Here is an 18,085-nt window from a genome sequence, read left to right as displayed (position 1 = left end):
CTCAACAACTTCAACGCGCGAGCCAAAAGATTAACAGCTTCTTAATTTCCGTCAAAGCAATCGAGGCAATACAGTTAATCTCTCGCCGCAAGGGGCACACTACGAATGGTGCAGCCGAAGGCCCTCACAACTATCGATTGAGGGTATTGCGCCGGGCTTAAGCGATCGAGCGCGAGGGAACCACGTGCAGTTGCTCGTCGGTCCGCCGGCCGTGCGAGGCATTGAGCAGCTGGCGGATGCGGACGGAGGGAACCGGCCGGCTGAACAGGTATCCCTGTGCTTCGGTCACCGCGCCATCGGCACTGATCAGTTCGAGCTGTTCATTGGTCTCGATACCCTCGACCACGACCGACATGCCGAGATCCGCCGACAGCCGCGCCACCCCGCGCAGCAGCGTCAGCGGACGGTCGCTGTCGATGCCCTCGAGGAAGGAGCGGTCGATCTTGACCTTCTGCAGCGGGAAATTGTGCAGGTAGCTGAGCGACGAGTAGCCGGTGCCGAAATCGTCCAGCGAGATCCGCACGCCGAGCGAGCGCAGCTGGGACAGCACATCGTGGGTCAGCTCGGTGTTGTGCAGCAGCGAGGATTCGGTGATCTCGATCTCGAGACGGTGCGCCGGCAGGCCGGAGACCTCGAGCGCGTAGCGAACCTCGCTCAAGACGTCGCGCTGGTGGAACTGCTGCGGCGAGAAGTTGACCGCGACGCTGACCGCCTCGGGCCACTTCATGCATTCCATGCAGGCCTTGCGCAGGATCCAGCGGCCAAGATCGACGATCAGGCCCATGTCCTCGGCGACCGGAATGATGTCGACCGGAGAGACCGTGCCGCGCGCCGGATGGTTCCAGCGCAACAGCGCCTCGCAGGTGCTCACCTTGCCGGACTTCAGGTTGATCAGCGGCTGGTAGAACAGCTCGAATTCCTCGTTGGCGAGCGCCTTGCGCAGGTCGAGCTCGAGGATGCGGCGGGCCTCGACGGTTTGCGCCATCTCGTCGCGGAAGAAGCAGAAGGTGCCGCGGCCGTCGGCCTTGGCGCGGTAGAGCGCCATGTCGGCGTTCTTCAGCAGCGTGTCGGCGCCGACGCCGGGCGCGGTCATCGCGATGCCGACGCTGGCGCCGATCTCGACCAGGTGGTTGTCGATCTTGTAGCGCTCGCTGAGGCGGTCGACGATGCGCCGCGCCAGCGCGGCGGCGTCCTCATGCGAGTGGATGTTCTGCTGGAACACCACGAACTCGTCGCCGCCGAACCGCGCCACGAAATCCTCCGGCCGCAGCATCTCACGCAGCCGCTCGGCGACCGCGCAGAGCAGCTGGTCGCCGCAGGGATGACCGAGCGTATCGTTGACCTGCTTGAACTGGTCGAGGTCGACGAACAGCAATGCGGAACGATGATCGCCGTGCTGCATGGCGAGCAGCCGGCCGATCTCGTCGCGGAAATTGACGCGGTTGGGCAGCGCGGTCAGCTCGTCGTAGCGCGCGAGGTGGCTGATCCGGGCCTCGGCGTCCTTGCGCTCGGTGATGTCCTCGACCAGCACCACCGTGCCGCCGCCGGCCATCGGCTGGAAGGTCCAGTCCAGCGAGCGGTTCTTGGTGGGATCGGGGTCGCTGGTGACGATATCGCCGCGCTGCGAGCTCTCGATCTCGTAGAGAATCTGCTGCGCGGCCGCGGCCGAGATCGAGCCGGACAGGACGCAGGCGTTGCAGATGTCGGTGGCACTGGCGCCGCGCTGCACGTAATCGTCCGACAGCTGCATCATCTCGATGAAGCGGTGGTTCATCACCGCAACGCGGCCGTCGGCGCTGAACATGCACAGGCCGTGCGGCATGTTGTTCAGCGCGGTATCGAACTGGCCCGCCAGCGCGGCCTCGCGCTCCTTGGCGATCCAGGCGTTGACGTAGATGCGCTGCAGGCTGGAGGTCAGGTGCCGGATGGCGCTGAAGAACACCAGGCTGAGCAGCGCGAGGGCGATGTGATAGGGGCCGCCGACATACATCAGCGTCAGGATCAAGGGACCGATCGACATCAACAGATGCAGGTGGAAGATCTGCGGCCGGCCGAAGGTCCGCCCTACCCCCGCCGAGGTGTAGGCGACCACCGTGGTCACGCAGAGCATGTGCGCGGCGGCATCCCTGGTCGTGAGCAGCACGGTAACGCCCCAGATGCCGAGCGAAATGCCGTAGGCGATGGTGCCGATCCGGTAGCGCTTCTCCCAGGTCACGGACTCTTCGACGGTGAGCCGGGAATTGCGCTGCTGGTAGCGGTACATCTGCAGCGCGCGCGCCAGCCCGACCACGATGAACAGCGGCACGCACAGCCAGCACAACAGATTGCTCGTGACAGCCGCAATCACGGCGCCCGCAATGGCGGGGCCGAAGGCGCCGAAGATCATGGGCGCGGGGTTCATGAACAGGGAATCGACCAGCGCCGCCGAAATCGTCGGCGACATCGACCGGTCCGGTTCACCCGTCTGACTTGCAAACTGCATTGTGAGAGCGCGCGTCCTTTTCAGCTCGCACTCTTACTGATCGCAGGTGAAGTCTTTCTGAGCGAACATCGTTAGCAAGTCCTTGCCGCGCCCAGACGACGGCCGGAATTCACCATGAAATTCAGTGCGCTAGGTGAGAAGCTGCGATCGCCGCCGGGGTTCCCGGAGCAGCTCTGCGCCCAGCTCACGACAACAGCGGCGACCAGGCTGGGTCGGAGGCAAAGCCCGGGGTCGGCACCCGCAGCTCGTTGCGCCCGGAGACGTCGATGGTGAACAGCGACGGGCCGCTGTTGCCGCCGGGATCGCGGAAGAACATCAAGACGCGCCCGTTCGGGGCAAAGGTCGGGCCTTCGTTATGGAAGCCCGAGGTCAGGATGCGCTCGCCCGAGCCGTCGGGTTTCATGATGCCGATCGCGAACTGCCCGCCGCCCTGCTTGGTGAAGGCGATGTAGTCGCCGCGCGGCGACCATACCGGCGTCGAATAGGTGCCGTCGCCGAACGAGATGCGCTGTGCGGCGCCGCCGGTAGCCGGCATCACGTAGATCTGCGGCTTGCCCCCGCGATCGGATTCGAAGCAAAGCCGCGTGCCGTCGGGCGCGTAGGATGGCGAAGTGTCGATCGCCGGCGTGTCGGTCAGCCGCGTCATCGACTTCGAGCGCAGATCCATCACGAACAGGTTGGAGTTGCCGCCCTGCTGCAGGCTCATGATGACGCGCTGGCCGTCGGGCGAGAAGCGCGGCGAGAACGACATGCCCGGGAAGTTGCCGACGATCTCGCGCTGGCCGGTCTCGATGTTGAGCAGATAGACGCGCGGATCGCCCTGCCCGAATTCCATATAGGTGATTTCCTGGGTCGACGGCGAGAAGCGCGGCGTCAGCACGAGGTCCGAACCGCGGGTCAGGTAGCGCACATTGGCGCCGTCCTGGTCCATCAGCGCAAGGCGCTTGACGCGGCGATCCGCCGAGCCGCTCTCGTCGACGAACACGACGCGGGTATCGAAATAGCCCTTCTCGCCGGTCATCCGCTCGTAGATCTGATCGGAGATGATGTGCGCGATCCGCCGCCAGTATTCGGCCGAGGTGTCGTACTGCTGGCCGGCGAGCTGCTGGCCGGTGTTGACGTCCCAGAGCCGGAATTCCGCCTTCACGCGCCCGTTGCCCTGGCGTGTCATGCGGCCGGTCACCAGCGCCTGCGCGTTGATGCTCTTCCAGTTGTTGAAGTTCGGCGCCGCGTCGATGTTGATCTGCTTCTCGAGATAGGCGGCCTGATCGATCGGCGCGAACAATCCGCTGCGCTTCAGGTTGTTGGTGATCACCTGCGTGACGCCGACGCCGACTTCAGCATCGCCAGGCGTGCCGGCGGCGAAGTTCGGGATCGCGATCGGCACCGGCGCGAACTCGCCCTCGGTGATGGTGATCCGCTTCTGGGCGGATGCGGGGCCAGTGAGGCCACCCAGCATCGCGCCGGCGGACGCCATTCCAGCCAGGATCTGCCGGCGGCTCGGACGGAACAGCGTTTCAGGCAATCGGGTCTTGTCAATCATCGCTCGAACTCATGCTCGTAAACGGTAGCGTGCAATTTCAGCTCTGCCTCTCGGTGAAGGCCGGCTCAAAGAACTGCCACTCCTCAAAGAATGCTGGAGGCAATCGATAGGGCTGGCACTCGATGATCGCGCGCAAGCCGCTCTCCTGATACACCCGAAGATAAGGCGTCTTCGCGTTTCCTACCACGACCGGCATGCCTTCCAGCGTGCCGTCGCGCTTCAAATGGATGGAGAACACGGCTTCTGCCATCTGTGCCTCTATTCCACCGTAAGGCTTCTTCCAGCAGCGTTCGACCTGCTGCCGGAACATCGCGCCCCAGGTCGCGGAATTGTCGGCCGCCTTGCCCTTCGCCGTGCCGAGCGCAGCGTTTGCGTTCAGCGTATCGCCGGTCGCCGCGGCGCGCGTCGGGTCACGCTTGTCGAGCAGGGCTGCGATCTTGCTCTGGTCGAACACGCGATCCTTCGGCTTCTGCTCCGGCGGCGGCTTGGCGGCCTGTGCAACCGGCTTCGGCGGCGGCTTCTTCTCTTCCTTCTTGATCGCTTCGGCGATCGGGTCGGGTTTCACCGGATCGGGCTTCTTCTCGACCGGCTTCGGCTCTTCCTTCGGCTTGTTCTCGACCTTCTTCGGCGGATCCGGCTTCTTGTCTTCCGGCTTCTCCACCTTCGGCGCCGGCTGCGGCGCGGTGTCGGTCACGACAGGGGGCTTTTTCTCCTCGACCTTGCCGACGGTGTCGTCGACCGGCTTGGCTTCGGCGACCTTGTCGACCAGCGGCTTGGGATTTTCCTTCTTGCCGTCCTTCTGACCGGCCATGACATGGGAGAGCTGGTCGGGCGAGATCACGTCGACGGCAACCGACTCCTCTTCGGGCATCACGTACGCCTTGGTCGACCACGACACGAGGCCCCACCCGATCACGAGGACGTGCAGGACAATCGATGCCGCCAGAGTCTTGTCGACCTTGACCTTCAAATCAGGCTTCCCCGTGCCTTGGCATGGTGGTTATCCGCCTTCCGGGATGATGACGATATTCGCCTTGAATCCCGCGGCCCGGACCTCCCCGAGCAGTTTCATCATATCCGTGTAACAGACGTCCTTGTCGCCGCGCAGATAGACCACTTTTTCGGCATCCGACCGGGCGTCACCGATCGCCTTGATCTTGGCCGGAAAGTCGGCGGCCGTGACCGGCGCGTCACCCAGATAGAGCTCGACATTCGAGTTGCAGCCGCCGCCGGTGCGCTTGACCGACAACGTCAGCGGCGGCTGGTTCGACGAGATCGACTTGCCGCCGCTCGCCACCGGCAGGTCGATGTCGATGTTCGACGTCATCAGCGGCGCCGCCACCATGAAGATGATCAGCAGCACCAGCATCACGTCGACCATCGGCGTGACGTTGATCTCGGCCATGACCGGCTTGCGCCCGCCGCGGCGGCGTCTGCCACCGCCGGACCCTGCCATGCTCATCGCCATGATCGCACACCCGCAAAAGTGACCATCATCTAACTCAACCCCGCTCGTCGATCTGACGGGACAGGATGGCGGAGAACTCGTCGGCGAAGCCCTCCAGGCGCGCGGCCTGCCGGTTCACCTCCGAAGTGAACTTATTGTAGAAAATAGTCGCCGGAATTGCGGCAATCAGGCCGATTGCGGTGGCAAACAGCGCTTCCGCGATACCGGGCGCCACCACGGCCAAAGAGGTATTTTTGGAGGCCGCGATCGACTGGAAGCTCGACATGATGCCCCAGACGGTGCCGAACAGGCCGACAAAGGGGCCGGCCGAGCCCACGGTGGCGAGCACCAGCAGCCGGCGTTCCAGCCGCTCCACCTCCCGGGCGATCGAGACGTTCATGACCTTCTCGATCCGCGCCTGCAGACCGGCAAAGGACCGCGACTGGCTCTCGAAGGAGCGCTTCCACTCCCGCATCGCCGCGACGAAACAGGCCGCCATCGACTGCGTCGGCTTGGCCGAGAGCGCCCGGTAGAGTTCCTCGATCGACTGGCCGGACCAGAAGGCCTGCTCGAACTTGTCCATGGCCCGCTTGGTACGGGCGTAGAGCAGGATCTTGTCGATTGCGATCGCCCAGACCCACACCGAGCAGGACAGAAGTCCCAACATCACGCATTTGACGACCCAATGGGCCTGCCAGAACAGCGCGATCAGCGACACGTCGCTCGATGCCAGTGGCAGAGTTGACTGAGCCACATCGGCGGGATTCATCGGCAATATCCTCTCAACGCAAGTGTCCCAATTCGGCGGGCCGCCAATCGGCACCCCTTCCACGGCCGCGCGCCCGGCGCGGCAAAACTGCGCGAGAGCCTCTTACATCTGTCGCATGGGGGGCCCGTCCAAAGCCGGGCCCTGCTTCCCCTGCCAACATGTCAAAACGAGGGCTTTTCACGCGTCATTCCGACCCTAACCAAACGCTAATCATGGTTAAGGCGAGGTTACCAAAGGGAAATTTGGAGGCGGGAAATGCCGCCGGCCGGGGAGGTTGGCGGGTTCCACAGATGAACAGTTTCCGCGGTATGGAAGGTGACGAGACCCCTCCCCACGTCGTCCCGGCCTAGTGCGCAATTGCGCACGGGGGCCGGGACCCATGACCACCGCACTCAATCATGAACGGGATTGTGGCCCCAGCGCGCGCAACAATTGAGATTTGGGGTAATGGCTCCCGGCCTTCGCCGGGACGACGGGAAGGATGGTTCTCGATTCTAGTTGCCACACCACGCGGTGTCATCACCCGCGCATGCGCATGCGGGTGATCCAGTATTCCAGAGACGGCGGTGCCGAGGGCATCTCACGTCAAATGCCGCACGATCGCGAGCCCGGCGAACAGGCCGGCGATCGAGAGCGCCACCGAGCCTGCGACATACAGCACCGCAAGGCCGAGCTCGCCGCGCTCATAGAGCAGCGCGGTGTCGAGCGAGAAGGCGGAGAAGGTGGTGTAGCCGCCGAGGATGCCGGTCATCAAAAATAGCCGCCAGGGCTGCGAGGCATCGCCCCTGAAGGCGAGATAGCCGGCGATCAGGCCCATCACGGTCGAGCCCGTGATGTTGATGATGAAGGTGCCGTAGGGAAATGCGGTGCCGATGCAGCGCGCGCAGGTGACGTTGATCAATTGCCGCAGCGTGGCGCCGAGACCGCCGCCGAAGAAGACGAGGAGATAGCTTGCCGCGTTACCCACCAATGCCCCCGCTGGTGTGTGTCGAGTGAGGGCGCATCTTGCCGCACACTCAAATCACCCACCCCTGAAAGGGGAGGGTCGACGCGAATGAAATGAGCGGCGGGGCGGGGTCACAGTCTCTCCATTGAGAGACTGCTCGTGTTGAGAGATGACCCCTCCCCGTTTCGCATTTCGCTTCGCTGCATGCGAAACGACCCTCCCCTTTCAGGGGAGGGTGAAGAAATATGCGACGGTCGAAGCCGCGTTTAGCCGGCCTTGCCGAACAGCTCGTCGACATAGTCCCAGTTGACGAGATTTTCGACGAACGCCTTCAGATAGTCCGGACGGCGGTTGCGGTAGTCGATGTAGTAGGAGTGCTCCCAGACGTCGACGCCGAGGATCGGCACCGCGCCATGAACCAGCGGGTTCTCGCCGTTCGGGGTCTTGGCGACCTCGAGCTTGCCGCCCTTGACCTGCAGCCAGGCCCAGCCGGAGCCGAACTGGCCGGCGCCGGCGGCGGCGAAGTCGGCCTTGAACTTGTCGAAGCCACCGAGGTCTTCATTGATCTTCTTCTCCAGCCGGCCGGGCAGCTTGCTGCCGCCGCCATTCGGCTTCATCCACTTCCAGAAATGGATGTGGTTGTAGTGCTGACCGGCATTGTTGAAGACGGCCGCGTTCTTGCCGAACGAACCCTTCACGATCTCCTCGAGGGACTTGCCTTCGAATTCGGTCCCCTTGATCGCGTTGTTGCCGTTGGTGACGTAGGCCTGGTGATGCTTGTCGTGGTGAAACTCCAGCGTTTCCTTGGACATGTAGGGCGCAAGGGCGTCGTGGGCGTAGGGCAGATCGGGTAGCGTGAAGGTCATGGGGTAATGTCCAACAGAGGGTGGGAGACTACACTTAACGGGTCCCCCTTATAGAAGGTTCCATCGCGGAGAAACACCGCATTTTCGGATCGCCTATGACAGATCGGCACAGCCCGAACCAAGACCAAGGACCCAGACGATGAGCATCGAAATCGACATTCTCAACGGAGATGCATCGTGGAAGCGCGCCGAGCCGCTGCTCCAGGCGGTCTGGAGCCCGGATGCCGCCGAGAAACCAGCCTGGGCGGACATCAAATGGGCCCACGCGGATCTGCGCGTGCTGCTCGATGCGCCCGACGACAGCGGGCTCGCCTGCCATGTCGGTATCTATTTCCGGACCATCACCTGGAATGGCCACAAGGTGCATGTCGGCGGCATCGGCGGAGTCTCGACCCGCGCGGACTGCCGGCGGCGCGGCTATGCGTCGCTCGCGCTCGATGCCGCCGTGCACACCATTCGTGCCAACGACGCGGTGAAATTTGCAATCTTATTCTGCGAGCCGCACAATTTCGCATTCTACCAGGCGCGCGGCTGGCATCCCTTCAGCGGCGAAGTTTATTGCGAACAGCCTTCCGGGCAGATCCGCTTCGAGGCGATGGCGCCGTTCGTCAACGACATCGTCCGCGCGCCGCGCCAGGGCAAGATCGACCTATGCGGCCTGCCGTGGTGACCCCTGCGCGGGTGGCGGTGGCCTGAACGGCCTGCGCATCGTAGCATGTCGGTCATCATTTATTGACGACAGGCTTTCACAAAGTGACCTCGAACCGCAGCTGCGAGCAAACTGCGCCCCCTCTCCCGCTTGCGGGGTCCGGGGCGAGCGAAGCTGCTCTCGAGGTTGGGGTGGGACATTCACCGCGAGTCAAATCGCAGAGAGCCCCCACCCGGATTGCATCTCCGATGCAATCCGACCTCCCCCGCAGGCGGGAGAGGTGAAGGGTGATCGACCCATGACCATTGAAGCCTCGATCGACGACGCCAGCCCCACCGCGGCTGCGCCTGCCGTGCCGGTCAACGACCTCTTGACCGCGCCGATCCTGCCGACGCTGCTTCGCCTTGCGATCCCGAACACCATCGCAATGTTCGGCTCGACGCTGGTCGCGGTGGCCGAGACCTCTTACATCGGCCGGCTCGGCACCGAGCCGCTGGCCGGCATTGCGCTGGTGTTTCCGTTCGCGATGCTGACGCAGATGATGTCGGCCGGCGCGATGGGCGGCGGCGTCTCGTCGGCGATCAGCCGCGCGCTCGGCGCCGGCGACCGCGACCGTGCCGCCGACCTGGCGCTGCATGCGGCGATCATCGGCGGATGCGCCGGACTGTTCTTCACCGTGATGATGCTGGGCTTCGGCCGCAATTTCTATGCGCTGCTCGGCGGACATGGCGGCGTGCTCGAGCAGTCGATGCATTATTCGCAGGTGCTATTTTCCGGCGCGATCTCGATCTGGCTGGTCAACACGCTCGCCTCCGTCGTGCGCGGCACCGGCGACATGCGGATTCCCTCGATGACGCTGATCACCGTCTCGATGATCCAGATCGCGGTCGGCGGCGTGCTTGGTCTCGGGTTGTTCGGCATGCCCGGTCTCGGCATGCGCGGCGTCGCCGCCGGACAGCTCACGGCCTTCACGTGTGGTGCGATCTTCCTCGCCTGGTATCTCGCCTCTGGCCGCAGCCGGTTAAAGCTCGACTTCGCCGCCTTCAGCTTCCAGCGCGCGATGTTCCTCGACATCCTGAAAGTCGGCGCGATCTCCTGCCTGTCGCCGCTGCAGAGCGTGCTGACCATCCTGATCTTCACCAAGATCCTGGCCAGCTTCGGCACCGAGACGCTGGCCGGATACGGCATGGGCTCGCGGCTGGAATTCTTGCTGATCCCGATCGCGTTTGCGGTCGGCGTCGCCTCGGTGCCGATGGTCGGCATGGCGATCGGCGCGGGACTCGTGACGCGCGCCCGCAAGGTGGCGTGGACCGCCGGCACCGTCGCCGGACTTGTCGTTGGCCTCGTCGGACTTGTGGTCGCATTCAAGCCGACCCTGTGGATTGCGCTGTTCACCACCGATCCCGGCGTGACCGCCGCGGCTTCGTCCTATTTCGCGCTGGCCGGCCCGGGCTTCGGCTTCTTCGGCGTCGGCGTCTGCCTCTATTTCTCCTCGCAAGGCGCCGCCAAGGTCGGCGGACCGGTGCTGGCCGGCACCATCCGCCTGCTGCTGGTCGGCATCGGCGGCTGGTGGCTCGCTACCGTGAGCGCCCCGGCGTGGACGCTGTTTGCGCTGGTCGGCGCTGCGATGGTGGCGTTCGGCCTTGCCACCATCATTTCGATCCGGCTGACCCGCTGGGGATAAGATACGACGCAGCGCCCCTTGCAGCGCAGCGTTGCCCGAGCATGACCGCCCCAAAAACAGGCAACAGAATTTTTCGGATCACGCTCGCCTGATTGCGCGAATATGACATTGCAGAAATTTTTCGACTTGTTATGCAGGCCGACCTCTAAAGCGCGATGAGATTGAGTCGAATCGTCATCGCGCTTTGGTTCTTTGTTTGACCATGATCCTTTCGGAAAACCGCTTCGCACTTTGCGCTAACGCGGCCGTACCGGTCCGGATCATGCTCTTGGGGGAGCAAGCCATGGCCTGCCGATTCGGATTCATGATCGCAATCCTTGCGACGGCGCTTGCCGTGCCTGCCACGCATGCGCAAGGCGCGCCTGAGCCTGTCGGCGTCTGGCAGACCCAGGCCGGCGATGCCCGCGTCAAGATCAGCAAATGCGGAGGCGGTATCTGCGGCGTGGTGGTCAGCCTGCGCGACCCGATCGATCCGATGACCGGCAAGCCGCAAGTCGACAACAAGAATCCGAATCCGTCGCTGTCCAGCCGGCCGATCATCGGGCTGCCGCTGTTCTCCGGCATGTATCCTGTTGCCGCGGGCAAATGGTCGGGCCAGATCTACAACGCCGACGACGGCGGCACCTATGCGAGCAGCATCTCGGTGACCGGCGAGAGCACGCTGCGCGTCGAAGGCTGCGTCGGCGCGCTGTGCGGCGGCGAGACCTGGACGCGGGTGAGACGCTGATTTCCGGCCAACCGCAACGAGACTGCGCTCCCTCTCCCCGCCCTTTTGCGGGGAGACGGTTGGGGTGAGGGACCCTATCCGCGATAGCCCGGCAGAAGACCGGGGAGAGGTTGGAAAAATGCCTACGCCGCGCGCGCCTTCAGCACCGTCGCGGCCGAGGCGTAGCCGCCGCGGGCGCCGTCGATGAAGTGGACGTGGTCGGCGCGCATCACCGACGGGGTGAAACAGGTCATCATCGCGGCATCCTGCTCATGCAGGCCATAACGCACGATGCCCTGCGCGGCTGCGGCGGCGAGGCGCTGCTCGATGTCGGCGGCGAGCTCCGGCGTGCAATCCAGGATCATGCGCAAGCCGTCGTCGAACTTGCGGAAGTCTGAGTTCTCGACCACCTGCTGCAGATAGCGTTTTGGCGCGAACTTGCCGACCGGAATGTTGAACCGCATCAACGTATAGGCCCACAGCGTGAACGCGAGCACCGTGGCGCGCCGCAGCGCGAGCGGGCCGCCGCGCCGTGCGCGAGCCTCGTACTCCATTCCCTGCGGCGGCCAGTGCAGTGGCGGGCCGCTTGCGGGCACCGGCCGCCCGGCATCGGGGCTCTTCTCGATGCGGACGACGATATCCTCGATCACCTTGCGGAAGGATGCGGGATCGGCGTTCTTCGCCGGCAGCACCAGCACCGACAGAATGACGCCGCGCGCGGACGGCATCACCTCGAAGCGGCAGGACAGGCCGGACAGATCGGGCTGCGTGCCCTGAGGCGCCGGATCGACCGCGAACGCGCCGCGCTTCATCGCGGCATCGGCGTAAGCAAGGCCGCCGCCGGAGAACATCGCATAGGACAGATTGGCCGACGGCCCGAAGCGCGCGACGCGGACATCGGCGCCCGCGGCGCGGATCGCCGCCATCGGCACCAGCGCCACCCGCAGCACCAGATCGAGGTCGTCGTGCACCCAGCGCGCGGTCGCGGCAAGGGCCTCGCGCGCCTTGTCGAGATCGGCGGGCGCGACCGCAAAACTCGCACCGTCGCCGCCGAACACGAAGGGGAATTCGCGGCCCTCCAGCGCATTGGTGACGGCGGCGACCACCGCGGCGCCGGCCATGTTGACCGCCTTGTAGCGCTGCGCCGCAATCGCCTTGGTCGATTCCACGATATCGGCGACGCCGACCGTCCAGTCGTCGGGCAACGGCGCATACAGCGCGGGGTCCATCAGCTTCGCGAAGCCGCGAAACACCGGAATGCCGCCGTAAAAGATCTCGCTGCCGCCAGTCATCGCAACGCCGCGCCGTTTCCGCCTCTACAAGACTCTCTAGCAGATACGCAGCCGGTTGGGATCGGGTTTTCCTCGGAGCCGCGCCTTCACCGTCACCCTGAGGAGCGCGCAGCGCGTCTCGAAGGATCGACGGCCACCAGCCGGGCCGTGCATCCTTCGAGACGCCTGCTGCGCAGGCTCTCAGGATGACGGAGATAGAGAAGCATAGCTCCGCCTCACGCCGCCTCGCCTGCCCTGCTCCACGGCGGAAACGGATCGCGCAGCCCGGCCCAGGCCTGCGGGTCCATGCCCGGTCTGCCGGTGACGAGGCAGGCATCGAGCCGACGGCGGATGTCGTCCTCGTTCATGCCGGAGCCGATGAAGACCAGCTCCTGCCGGCGATCGCCGTAGAGATCGTTCCAGCTCCGCTGCATCATCAGCCGCCAGTCCGGATGATCCGGCCAGTGCTCGCGCGGGATCGCCGCCCACCACGAACCGAGTCCTTCGGTGCGGACGATCGCGCCGGCCTGGCTTAACTCGCCGCACCAGTCCGGGCGCGTTGCGATCCAGAAGTGGCCCTTGGCGCGGATCACGCCTTGCCAGCTCTCGCGCAGGAAGGCGTGGAAGCGCAGCGGATCGAACGGACGCCGCGCGCGGTAGACGAAGCTCGCGATGCCGTATTCCTCGGTCTCCGGCACATGCCCGGCAAAACCGTAGAGCTCCTTGTGCCAGAGCGGATGCTGCTGCGCCCGCTCATGGGCGAACCGGCCGGTGTCGAGCACGCGGTCGAACGGAACTCTTGCAAAGTTCGCCTCGACGAGGTCGGCCTCGGGATTGAGCGCGCGCACGATGGTGCGGGCGGCCTCACGCTGCGCTGGCGCCGCGGCGTCGATCTTGTTCAGCACCACGACATCGGCAAACTCGATCTGCTCGACCAGCAAATCGACCAGCGTGCGCTTGTCGCCGTCGAGCGCTTCGCCGCGCTGGCTGAGGAAGTCGGTCGAGGCGTAGTCCTTCAACAGATTGGCGGCGTCGACCACCGTGACCATGGTGTCGAGGCGTGCGACGTCGGAGAGGCTCTGGCCAGCTTCATCGCGAAACTCGAAGGTCGCGGCGACCGGCAGCGGCTCGGAAATGCCGGTCGATTCGATCAGCAGATAATCGAAGCGGCCGCTCTCGGCGAGCGCGCGCACCTCCTTCAACAGATCGTCGCGCAAGGTGCAGCAGATGCAGCCATTGCTCATCTCGACCAGTTTCTCGTCAGTCCGGGACAGGTTCGCACCGCCATCGCGAACGAGGTCGGCGTCGATGTTCACCTCGCTCATGTCGTTCACAATCACCGCAATCTTCAGGCCGCGACGGTTGTTCAGGACGTGGTTCAGCAAAGTGGTCTTTCCAGCCCCGAGGAAGCCGGACAAGATGGTGACGGGGAGTTTTTGCATCGAGATCAAACAGTTGCTGGAGGGATGGGCGGCGGCGGGACATGGGGCATTCGTTTGATGTTATGTTATAACATAACATCAATGAGCCATCGCCTGTCAAGGGCCGGGCCGGCGCGGTCAGCTTGCCATTTTCACCAGTCCGTCATGCTGAGGAGGCCGCGCAGCGGCCGTCTCGAAGCACGACGGCCCGACTGTGGCCGTGCATCTTTCGAGACGCGCTCCGCGCTCCTCCAGCGACAAAGGCGAAGCCTTCGCGCGGGGATGACAGAACAGAGAGCTCGCTACGATCTGGCTGCTACTTCCCCAATCCGCGCAGCACGAGCTGGTTCATGCGGCCAGCGAAGGCGGCGGGGTCGTCGGGCAGCTCGCCGTCGAGGATCTGCGCCTGCTCGAACAGCAGCAGCGACAGGTCTTTCGCCTGCGCGGTATCGATCGCGAGCGCCGCGACCAGCGGGTGGCGCAAATTGATCTCGAGCACCGGCTTTGTGATCGCACCGCGGTTCTGCTGGGCGAGCAGCCGCTCCAGCGCGCGGTCGCGCGCATCGCCGCCGGCGACGAGGCACGACGCGCTCGCGGTCAGCCGCTGCGAGGCGCGGACGTCGGAAACGCGCTCGCCGAGCGCATCCTTGATCACGGCGATCGTGGTCGCGGCGTCGGCCGCGGGTTCGTCCTTCTTGTCGTCCTTGTCGTCGGCCAGCGGGATCAGGCCGAAATCGACATCGCCCTGGCTCAGCGACTTCAGCGGCTTGCCTCCGAAATCGAGTGGCGCCGAGGTCCAGAACGCATCGACCGGATCGGTCAAGAGCAGCACCTCGATGCCGCGGGCGCGCGCCGATTCCAGCTTCGGATTCGACTTCAGCCGCTCGACGCTGTCGCCGACCAGATAATAGATCTCGGTCTGGTTCGGCTTGAAGTCGTCGACAACCTGCTTCAGCGAGCGGTTCTCGCCCGACGTCGTGGTGAAGCGCGCCAGCGCCAGGAGCTTGTCGCGCCGCTCGAAGTCCTCCCACAGGCCTTCCTTGATCACCGGGCCGAACGCGTCCCAGATCTTTGCAAAGATCTCCGGCTCCTTCTCGCCGAGCGTCTCCAATTCGCCGATCACGCGGCCGGTGACGGCCTTGCGGATCTGCGCGAGCTGCGGATTGTTCTGCAGCATCTCGCGCGAGATGTTGAGCGGCAGATCCTCGCTGTCGATCACGCCGCGAATGAAGCGCAGGTAAGCCGGCAGCAGCTCGGCATCGTCGGCGATGAAGACGCGGCGGACGTAGAGCTTGACCTTGCCCTTGCGCTCGACCTGGAACAGGTCGAACGGCTTTTGCGACGGCGCGAACAGCAGCACGGCGTAGGACTGCCGGCCCTCGGCGCGGTAATGCAGCGTCATCGCCGGCTCGTCGAACGCGCCGGCGATCTGCTTGTAGGCCTGCGCGTAATCCTCCGGCTTGAGCTCGGATTTCGAGCGCTGCCACAGCGCGCTCGCCGAGTTGATCTGGCGCGGCTCGCCCTCTTCCGGCACCAGCAGGATCGGAAACTGGATGTTGTCGGAATATTCGCGGACGATGCGCTCGATCTCGTAGGCCTCGAGATATTTGGCGGCGTCCTTTTTCAGATGCAGCACGATCTCGGTGCCGCGCGCGACGCGGCTCGCGGCCTCCTCGCTCGCCGGGGCGATCTCGAAGCCGCTGCCGCCTTCCGACGACCACACCCAAACCTCGTCCGAGCCCGCACGGCGGCTGGTGACGACGATCTTCTCGGCGACCATGAAGGCGGCATAGAAGCCGACGCCGAACTGGCCGATCAGATTGGCGCCGTCCTTGGCCTCGGTGAGCTTCGACAGGAACGATCTGGTGCCGGAGCGCGCGATGGTGCCGAGATTGTCGATCAGCTCCTGACGCTCCATGCCGATGCCGGTATCGACCACGGCAAGCGTGTTGGCCGCCTTGTTCGGGACGATCCTGATCTCCGGCGGCGTGCCGTCCGTGATCAGGGACGGATCGGCGATCGCCTCGTAGCGCAGCTTGTCGCAGGCATCCGACGCGTTCGAGATCAACTCGCGCAGGAAGATATCGGTCTCGGAATAGACCGAATGCACCATCAGGTGCAGCAATTCGGCAACCTCGGCCTGGAACGGCTGGGATTCGGCAGCGGTGATTGTGGTCATGCGGAAACTCGGACAAAGGGTAAGTGGCGGGAAAGCCCTGATATAGCGCGATCGCGCCGCGTGGCAAGATTTCGAACGCGGCCGGAACCGTCAGTCCGAGATCGCCGCGATATAGCGCTGCACCGAACGGTCGAACGCCGCCTTGGCATCGAAGGCGATATTCTTGCCCCACCAGGCGCCGTAGATCCGATCATAGGCCAGCGGCTCGACTGCGCGCGCGACGCGGCGGACCGCTGATGCATTGAGCGGGATATAGTTCGGGTAGGAATACATGAAGCTGACCGAGCGGCGGTCCATCGCCACCATCGCGATATCGCCGGTCAGGAGCGCACCGCGCCCGTCGGCGCCGTTGCGCCAATGCAGCATGGTGGCGCCGGCGAAATGCCCGCCGCCACGCACCAGCTGGATGTCGTCGGAGATGCGATGGCTGTCGCCCTGCCACGGCACGATCGACGGATAGGGCCGCGTCACCCATTGCGCGTCGTCGCCGTGCAGATAGACCGGGGCATTGTCGAACGCCGCGCTCCAGTCGGCGACAGCGCCATAATAATGCGGATGCGAGATCGCGATCGCCTTCAGCCCGCCGAACGACCTGACATTCGCGATCGCCTCCGCGGTCGCCAGCGGCACGCAGTCCCACATCACGCAGCCGCCGCGATCCGGCACCAGCAGCGCGCGCTGCCCGATCGCAAAGGACGGCTCGAGCGCGATCCCGACGAGGCCGAGATCGTCGCGCCAGACAAGTCTGTGCCGCTCTGCGAGTTCCGCGCGCGTCAGCCACGCCTGCCCCTTCCAGTTCACATATTGCCGCTCGTCCTCGCAGATCGGGCAAGCCAGCGGTGGCGTCGCGGCTTCAGGAAATTGCGCGCCGCATTGTTCGCAGGTCCACAGAGGCATTGGCAGCGCCCTCATTGGGATGAAGCCGGTTTCCTGATCTACGTCAGCGACAAGCGGTGTTCAATGCCGCCGCCCCAGTTCCATCTGCATCTCCACCGGTGCTACGCCGAACTTCCGGCGGAACGCGCGGTGGAAATATGAGAGGTCGTTGAAGCCGACCGTATAGGCGATGTCGCTGACCTTGCGGCCGGCGCCCTCTTCGTGCAGCAGCAACCGCCGCGCCAGCAGCAAACGCTGATCGAGGACGAACTCCGAGAACGTCGTCCCTTCCGACGCGAACAGGCGCTGCGCCTGGCGGGTGCTGAGCGCATTCGCCTTTGCTACGGCCTCGATCGTGAGCTTGCAATTGTCGAGATTCTTCAGGACATCGGCCTTCATCAGATCGAGCCGCGCCTTCGCCACGCCGTCGCGTGCCGCCAGTTCCTTCGTCTCGGCGCTGTTGCCGAGAACGAGACCGACCAGGTCGGCGAGATGATGCGCCGCCGCCTGCTGGCCGGGCGCGTCGAGATCGCCGGCAAGCTCGGTGCAGAGCGCGGAATAGCGCTCGATCATCGCGCCCAAGGCCGGCTCGCGCCCGAGCACCCGCGCCAGCTGCGTCTCCGCCGAGGGTGCGATCTGGAGCAGCAAGCGCCGCGGAAACCGCGTCGTCGTAAAGCTGCCCGACCGGGTGAGATCGGCGGTGCCGACGATATTCATTTCGGTGAGGCACATCTGGCCGCGCTGAAGCTCGATCGCCTTGCCTGCTTGCGTGACCTGCACCGTGCCGCGCGTCGCAAAGATCAGGACAAGATCGTCGCAGCCGTCATTCAGAAGCGCGCGGGTGCGGGCGAAGCGGGCCGAGCCGCCGCGCGGCGTCGCGATGGCGACCGTATGCAGCAGCGTGAACTCATTGTGGCAGTCGATGTGGTTGTCGTCGGTCGGTCCGACGTCGAGCCGGCAGAAGCCGCGGCAAATCCCTTCGCGCCATGCCTCATAGGCCGGCCCTTTCGCCAGCCCATGATGGAAGATCGAGAACCGGTTGGGCACCTGTGTCTCGGACATGATCCGTGCTCCGAACGCCCGATCGATCAAGGCTGACACGATCGCTCGCTTGCTGCCCGCCGCGCGCATGTCGTGTGCGCACGTCGTTCCTGTCCCTACGCTTGGCGCGACGGTCCACGACTCCGGCGCGGAGCCTGATACCACTGCGCCGATTGCCGGTAAAGCTATTCACGAGATGCAACCC

At 64.8% G+C, this 18,085-nt stretch carries 15 protein-coding genes; 3 read left to right on the top strand and 12 right to left on the bottom strand.

What is annotated here, in order from left to right; genetic code table 11:
* Nucleotides 1–157: 157 nt before the first annotated feature.
* From JEY66_RS06925 to JEY66_RS06895, 7 genes are all read right to left on the bottom strand, one after another.
* Nucleotides 158–2,482: a putative bifunctional diguanylate cyclase/phosphodiesterase gene (locus JEY66_RS06925; protein WP_026191807.1), complete on the bottom strand. Its 2,325-nt coding sequence runs from the start codon at nt 2,480–2,482 to the stop codon at nt 158–160.
* Nucleotides 2,483–2,666: 184 nt separating this feature from the next.
* Nucleotides 2,667–4,025: a Tol-Pal system beta propeller repeat protein TolB gene (tolB, locus tag JEY66_RS06920; protein WP_016846951.1), complete on the bottom strand. Its 1,359-nt coding sequence runs from the start codon at nt 4,023–4,025 to the stop codon at nt 2,667–2,669.
* 37 nt (nt 4,026–4,062) lie between these two features.
* On the bottom strand, nt 4,063–4,995 hold the full coding sequence (locus JEY66_RS06915; RefSeq protein WP_016846952.1) for a cell envelope integrity TolA family protein: 933 nt from the start codon (nt 4,993–4,995) through the stop codon (nt 4,063–4,065).
* A 30-nt stretch (nt 4,996–5,025) separates the two neighbouring features.
* Nucleotides 5,026–5,493, bottom strand: a complete 468-nt coding sequence (locus tag JEY66_RS06910) for a biopolymer transporter ExbD (protein WP_016846953.1) — start codon at nt 5,491–5,493, stop codon at nt 5,026–5,028.
* A 34-nt stretch (nt 5,494–5,527) separates the two neighbouring features.
* On the bottom strand, nt 5,528–6,241 hold the full coding sequence (gene tolQ / locus JEY66_RS06905; protein WP_016846954.1) for a protein TolQ: 714 nt from the start codon (nt 6,239–6,241) through the stop codon (nt 5,528–5,530).
* A 580-nt stretch (nt 6,242–6,821) separates the two neighbouring features.
* Nucleotides 6,822–7,208 carry a fluoride efflux transporter CrcB gene (gene crcB / locus JEY66_RS06900; protein ID WP_016846955.1) on the bottom strand — a complete coding sequence of 129 codons (387 nt, stop codon included), beginning with the start codon at nt 7,206–7,208 and terminating at the stop codon, nt 6,822–6,824.
* A gap of 245 nt (nt 7,209–7,453) precedes the next feature.
* Complete coding sequence (locus JEY66_RS06895) at nt 7,454–8,053, bottom strand: superoxide dismutase (protein WP_016846956.1); 600 nt, start codon at nt 8,051–8,053, stop codon at nt 7,454–7,456.
* A 139-nt stretch (nt 8,054–8,192) separates the two neighbouring features.
* Between JEY66_RS06895 and JEY66_RS06890 the strand changes: the two genes are divergently transcribed.
* The 3 genes from JEY66_RS06890 to JEY66_RS06880 all read left to right on the top strand — a co-directional run bounded on the left by JEY66_RS06890 (nt 8,193) and on the right by JEY66_RS06880 (nt 11,113).
* Nucleotides 8,193–8,723 (top strand): GNAT family N-acetyltransferase, encoded by a 531-nt coding sequence (locus JEY66_RS06890; protein WP_016846957.1) that lies wholly within the window; start codon nt 8,193–8,195, stop codon nt 8,721–8,723.
* Nucleotides 8,724–9,000: 277 nt separating this feature from the next.
* Nucleotides 9,001–10,386 (top strand): MATE family efflux transporter, encoded by a 1,386-nt coding sequence (locus tag JEY66_RS06885; RefSeq protein WP_016846958.1) that lies wholly within the window; start codon nt 9,001–9,003, stop codon nt 10,384–10,386.
* 283 nt (nt 10,387–10,669) lie between these two features.
* Nucleotides 10,670–11,113: a DUF2147 domain-containing protein gene (locus tag JEY66_RS06880; protein WP_016846959.1), complete on the top strand. Its 444-nt coding sequence runs from the start codon at nt 10,670–10,672 to the stop codon at nt 11,111–11,113.
* A gap of 122 nt (nt 11,114–11,235) precedes the next feature.
* Here JEY66_RS06880 and JEY66_RS06875 read toward each other — a convergent pair whose 3' ends face one another.
* The 5 genes from JEY66_RS06875 to JEY66_RS06855 all read right to left on the bottom strand — a co-directional run bounded on the left by JEY66_RS06875 (nt 11,236) and on the right by JEY66_RS06855 (nt 17,901).
* Nucleotides 11,236–12,384: a DUF3095 domain-containing protein gene (locus JEY66_RS06875; RefSeq protein ID WP_018268754.1), complete on the bottom strand. Its 1,149-nt coding sequence runs from the start codon at nt 12,382–12,384 to the stop codon at nt 11,236–11,238.
* A gap of 215 nt (nt 12,385–12,599) precedes the next feature.
* On the bottom strand, nt 12,600–13,805 hold the full coding sequence (gene zigA / locus JEY66_RS06870; RefSeq protein ID WP_018268755.1) for a zinc metallochaperone GTPase ZigA: 1,206 nt from the start codon (nt 13,803–13,805) through the stop codon (nt 12,600–12,602).
* A 295-nt stretch (nt 13,806–14,100) separates the two neighbouring features.
* Nucleotides 14,101–15,963, bottom strand: coding sequence for a molecular chaperone HtpG (gene htpG / locus JEY66_RS06865; RefSeq protein ID WP_016846962.1), 1,863 nt, complete (start codon nt 15,961–15,963; stop codon nt 14,101–14,103).
* Nucleotides 15,964–16,053: 90 nt separating this feature from the next.
* The gene (locus tag JEY66_RS06860) at nt 16,054–16,860 is read right to left on the bottom strand and encodes an MBL fold metallo-hydrolase (RefSeq protein ID WP_018268756.1); all 807 of its coding nucleotides are present in this window, start codon (nt 16,858–16,860) and stop codon (nt 16,054–16,056) included.
* Nucleotides 16,861–16,920: 60 nt separating this feature from the next.
* A complete protein-coding gene (locus JEY66_RS06855) occupies nt 16,921–17,901 on the bottom strand; it encodes an AraC family transcriptional regulator (protein WP_026191808.1) in 981 nt (326 codons plus the stop codon).
* Nucleotides 17,902–18,085 lie beyond the last annotated feature (184 nt).

This window comes from Bradyrhizobium elkanii USDA 76 (genome assembly GCF_023278185.1).
GTDB lineage: Bacteria > Pseudomonadota > Alphaproteobacteria > Rhizobiales > Xanthobacteraceae > Bradyrhizobium > Bradyrhizobium elkanii.
This window is presented reverse-complemented; position numbering and strand designations above follow the sequence as displayed.

Bases quoted from the DNA above. Each gene is read 5' to 3' on its own strand.
- JEY66_RS06880 (WP_016846959.1), top strand. From the start codon at position 10,670: ATGGCCTGCCGATTCGGATTCATGATCGCAATCCTTGCGACGGCGCTT.
- htpG (WP_016846962.1), bottom strand. From the start codon at position 15,963: ATGACCACAATCACCGCTGCCGAATCCCAGCCGTTCCAGGCCGAGGTT.
- JEY66_RS06875 (WP_018268754.1), bottom strand. From the start codon at position 12,384: ATGACTGGCGGCAGCGAGATCTTTTACGGCGGCATTCCGGTGTTTCGC.
- JEY66_RS06855 (WP_026191808.1), bottom strand. From the start codon at position 17,901: ATGTCCGAGACACAGGTGCCCAACCGGTTCTCGATCTTCCATCATGGG.
- tolB (WP_016846951.1), bottom strand. From the start codon at position 4,025: ATGATTGACAAGACCCGATTGCCTGAAACGCTGTTCCGTCCGAGCCGC.
- zigA (WP_018268755.1), bottom strand. From the start codon at position 13,805: ATGCAAAAACTCCCCGTCACCATCTTGTCCGGCTTCCTCGGGGCTGGA.
- tolQ (WP_016846954.1), bottom strand. From the start codon at position 6,241: ATGAATCCCGCCGATGTGGCTCAGTCAACTCTGCCACTGGCATCGAGC.
- JEY66_RS06925 (WP_026191807.1), bottom strand. From the start codon at position 2,482: ATGCAGTTTGCAAGTCAGACGGGTGAACCGGACCGGTCGATGTCGCCG.
- JEY66_RS06910 (WP_016846953.1), bottom strand. From the start codon at position 5,493: ATGGCGATGAGCATGGCAGGGTCCGGCGGTGGCAGACGCCGCCGCGGC.
- JEY66_RS06895 (WP_016846956.1), bottom strand. From the start codon at position 8,053: ATGACCTTCACGCTACCCGATCTGCCCTACGCCCACGACGCCCTTGCG.
- JEY66_RS06860 (WP_018268756.1), bottom strand. From the start codon at position 16,860: ATGCCTCTGTGGACCTGCGAACAATGCGGCGCGCAATTTCCTGAAGCC.
- JEY66_RS06885 (WP_016846958.1), top strand. From the start codon at position 9,001: ATGACCATTGAAGCCTCGATCGACGACGCCAGCCCCACCGCGGCTGCG.
- JEY66_RS06890 (WP_016846957.1), top strand. From the start codon at position 8,193: ATGAGCATCGAAATCGACATTCTCAACGGAGATGCATCGTGGAAGCGC.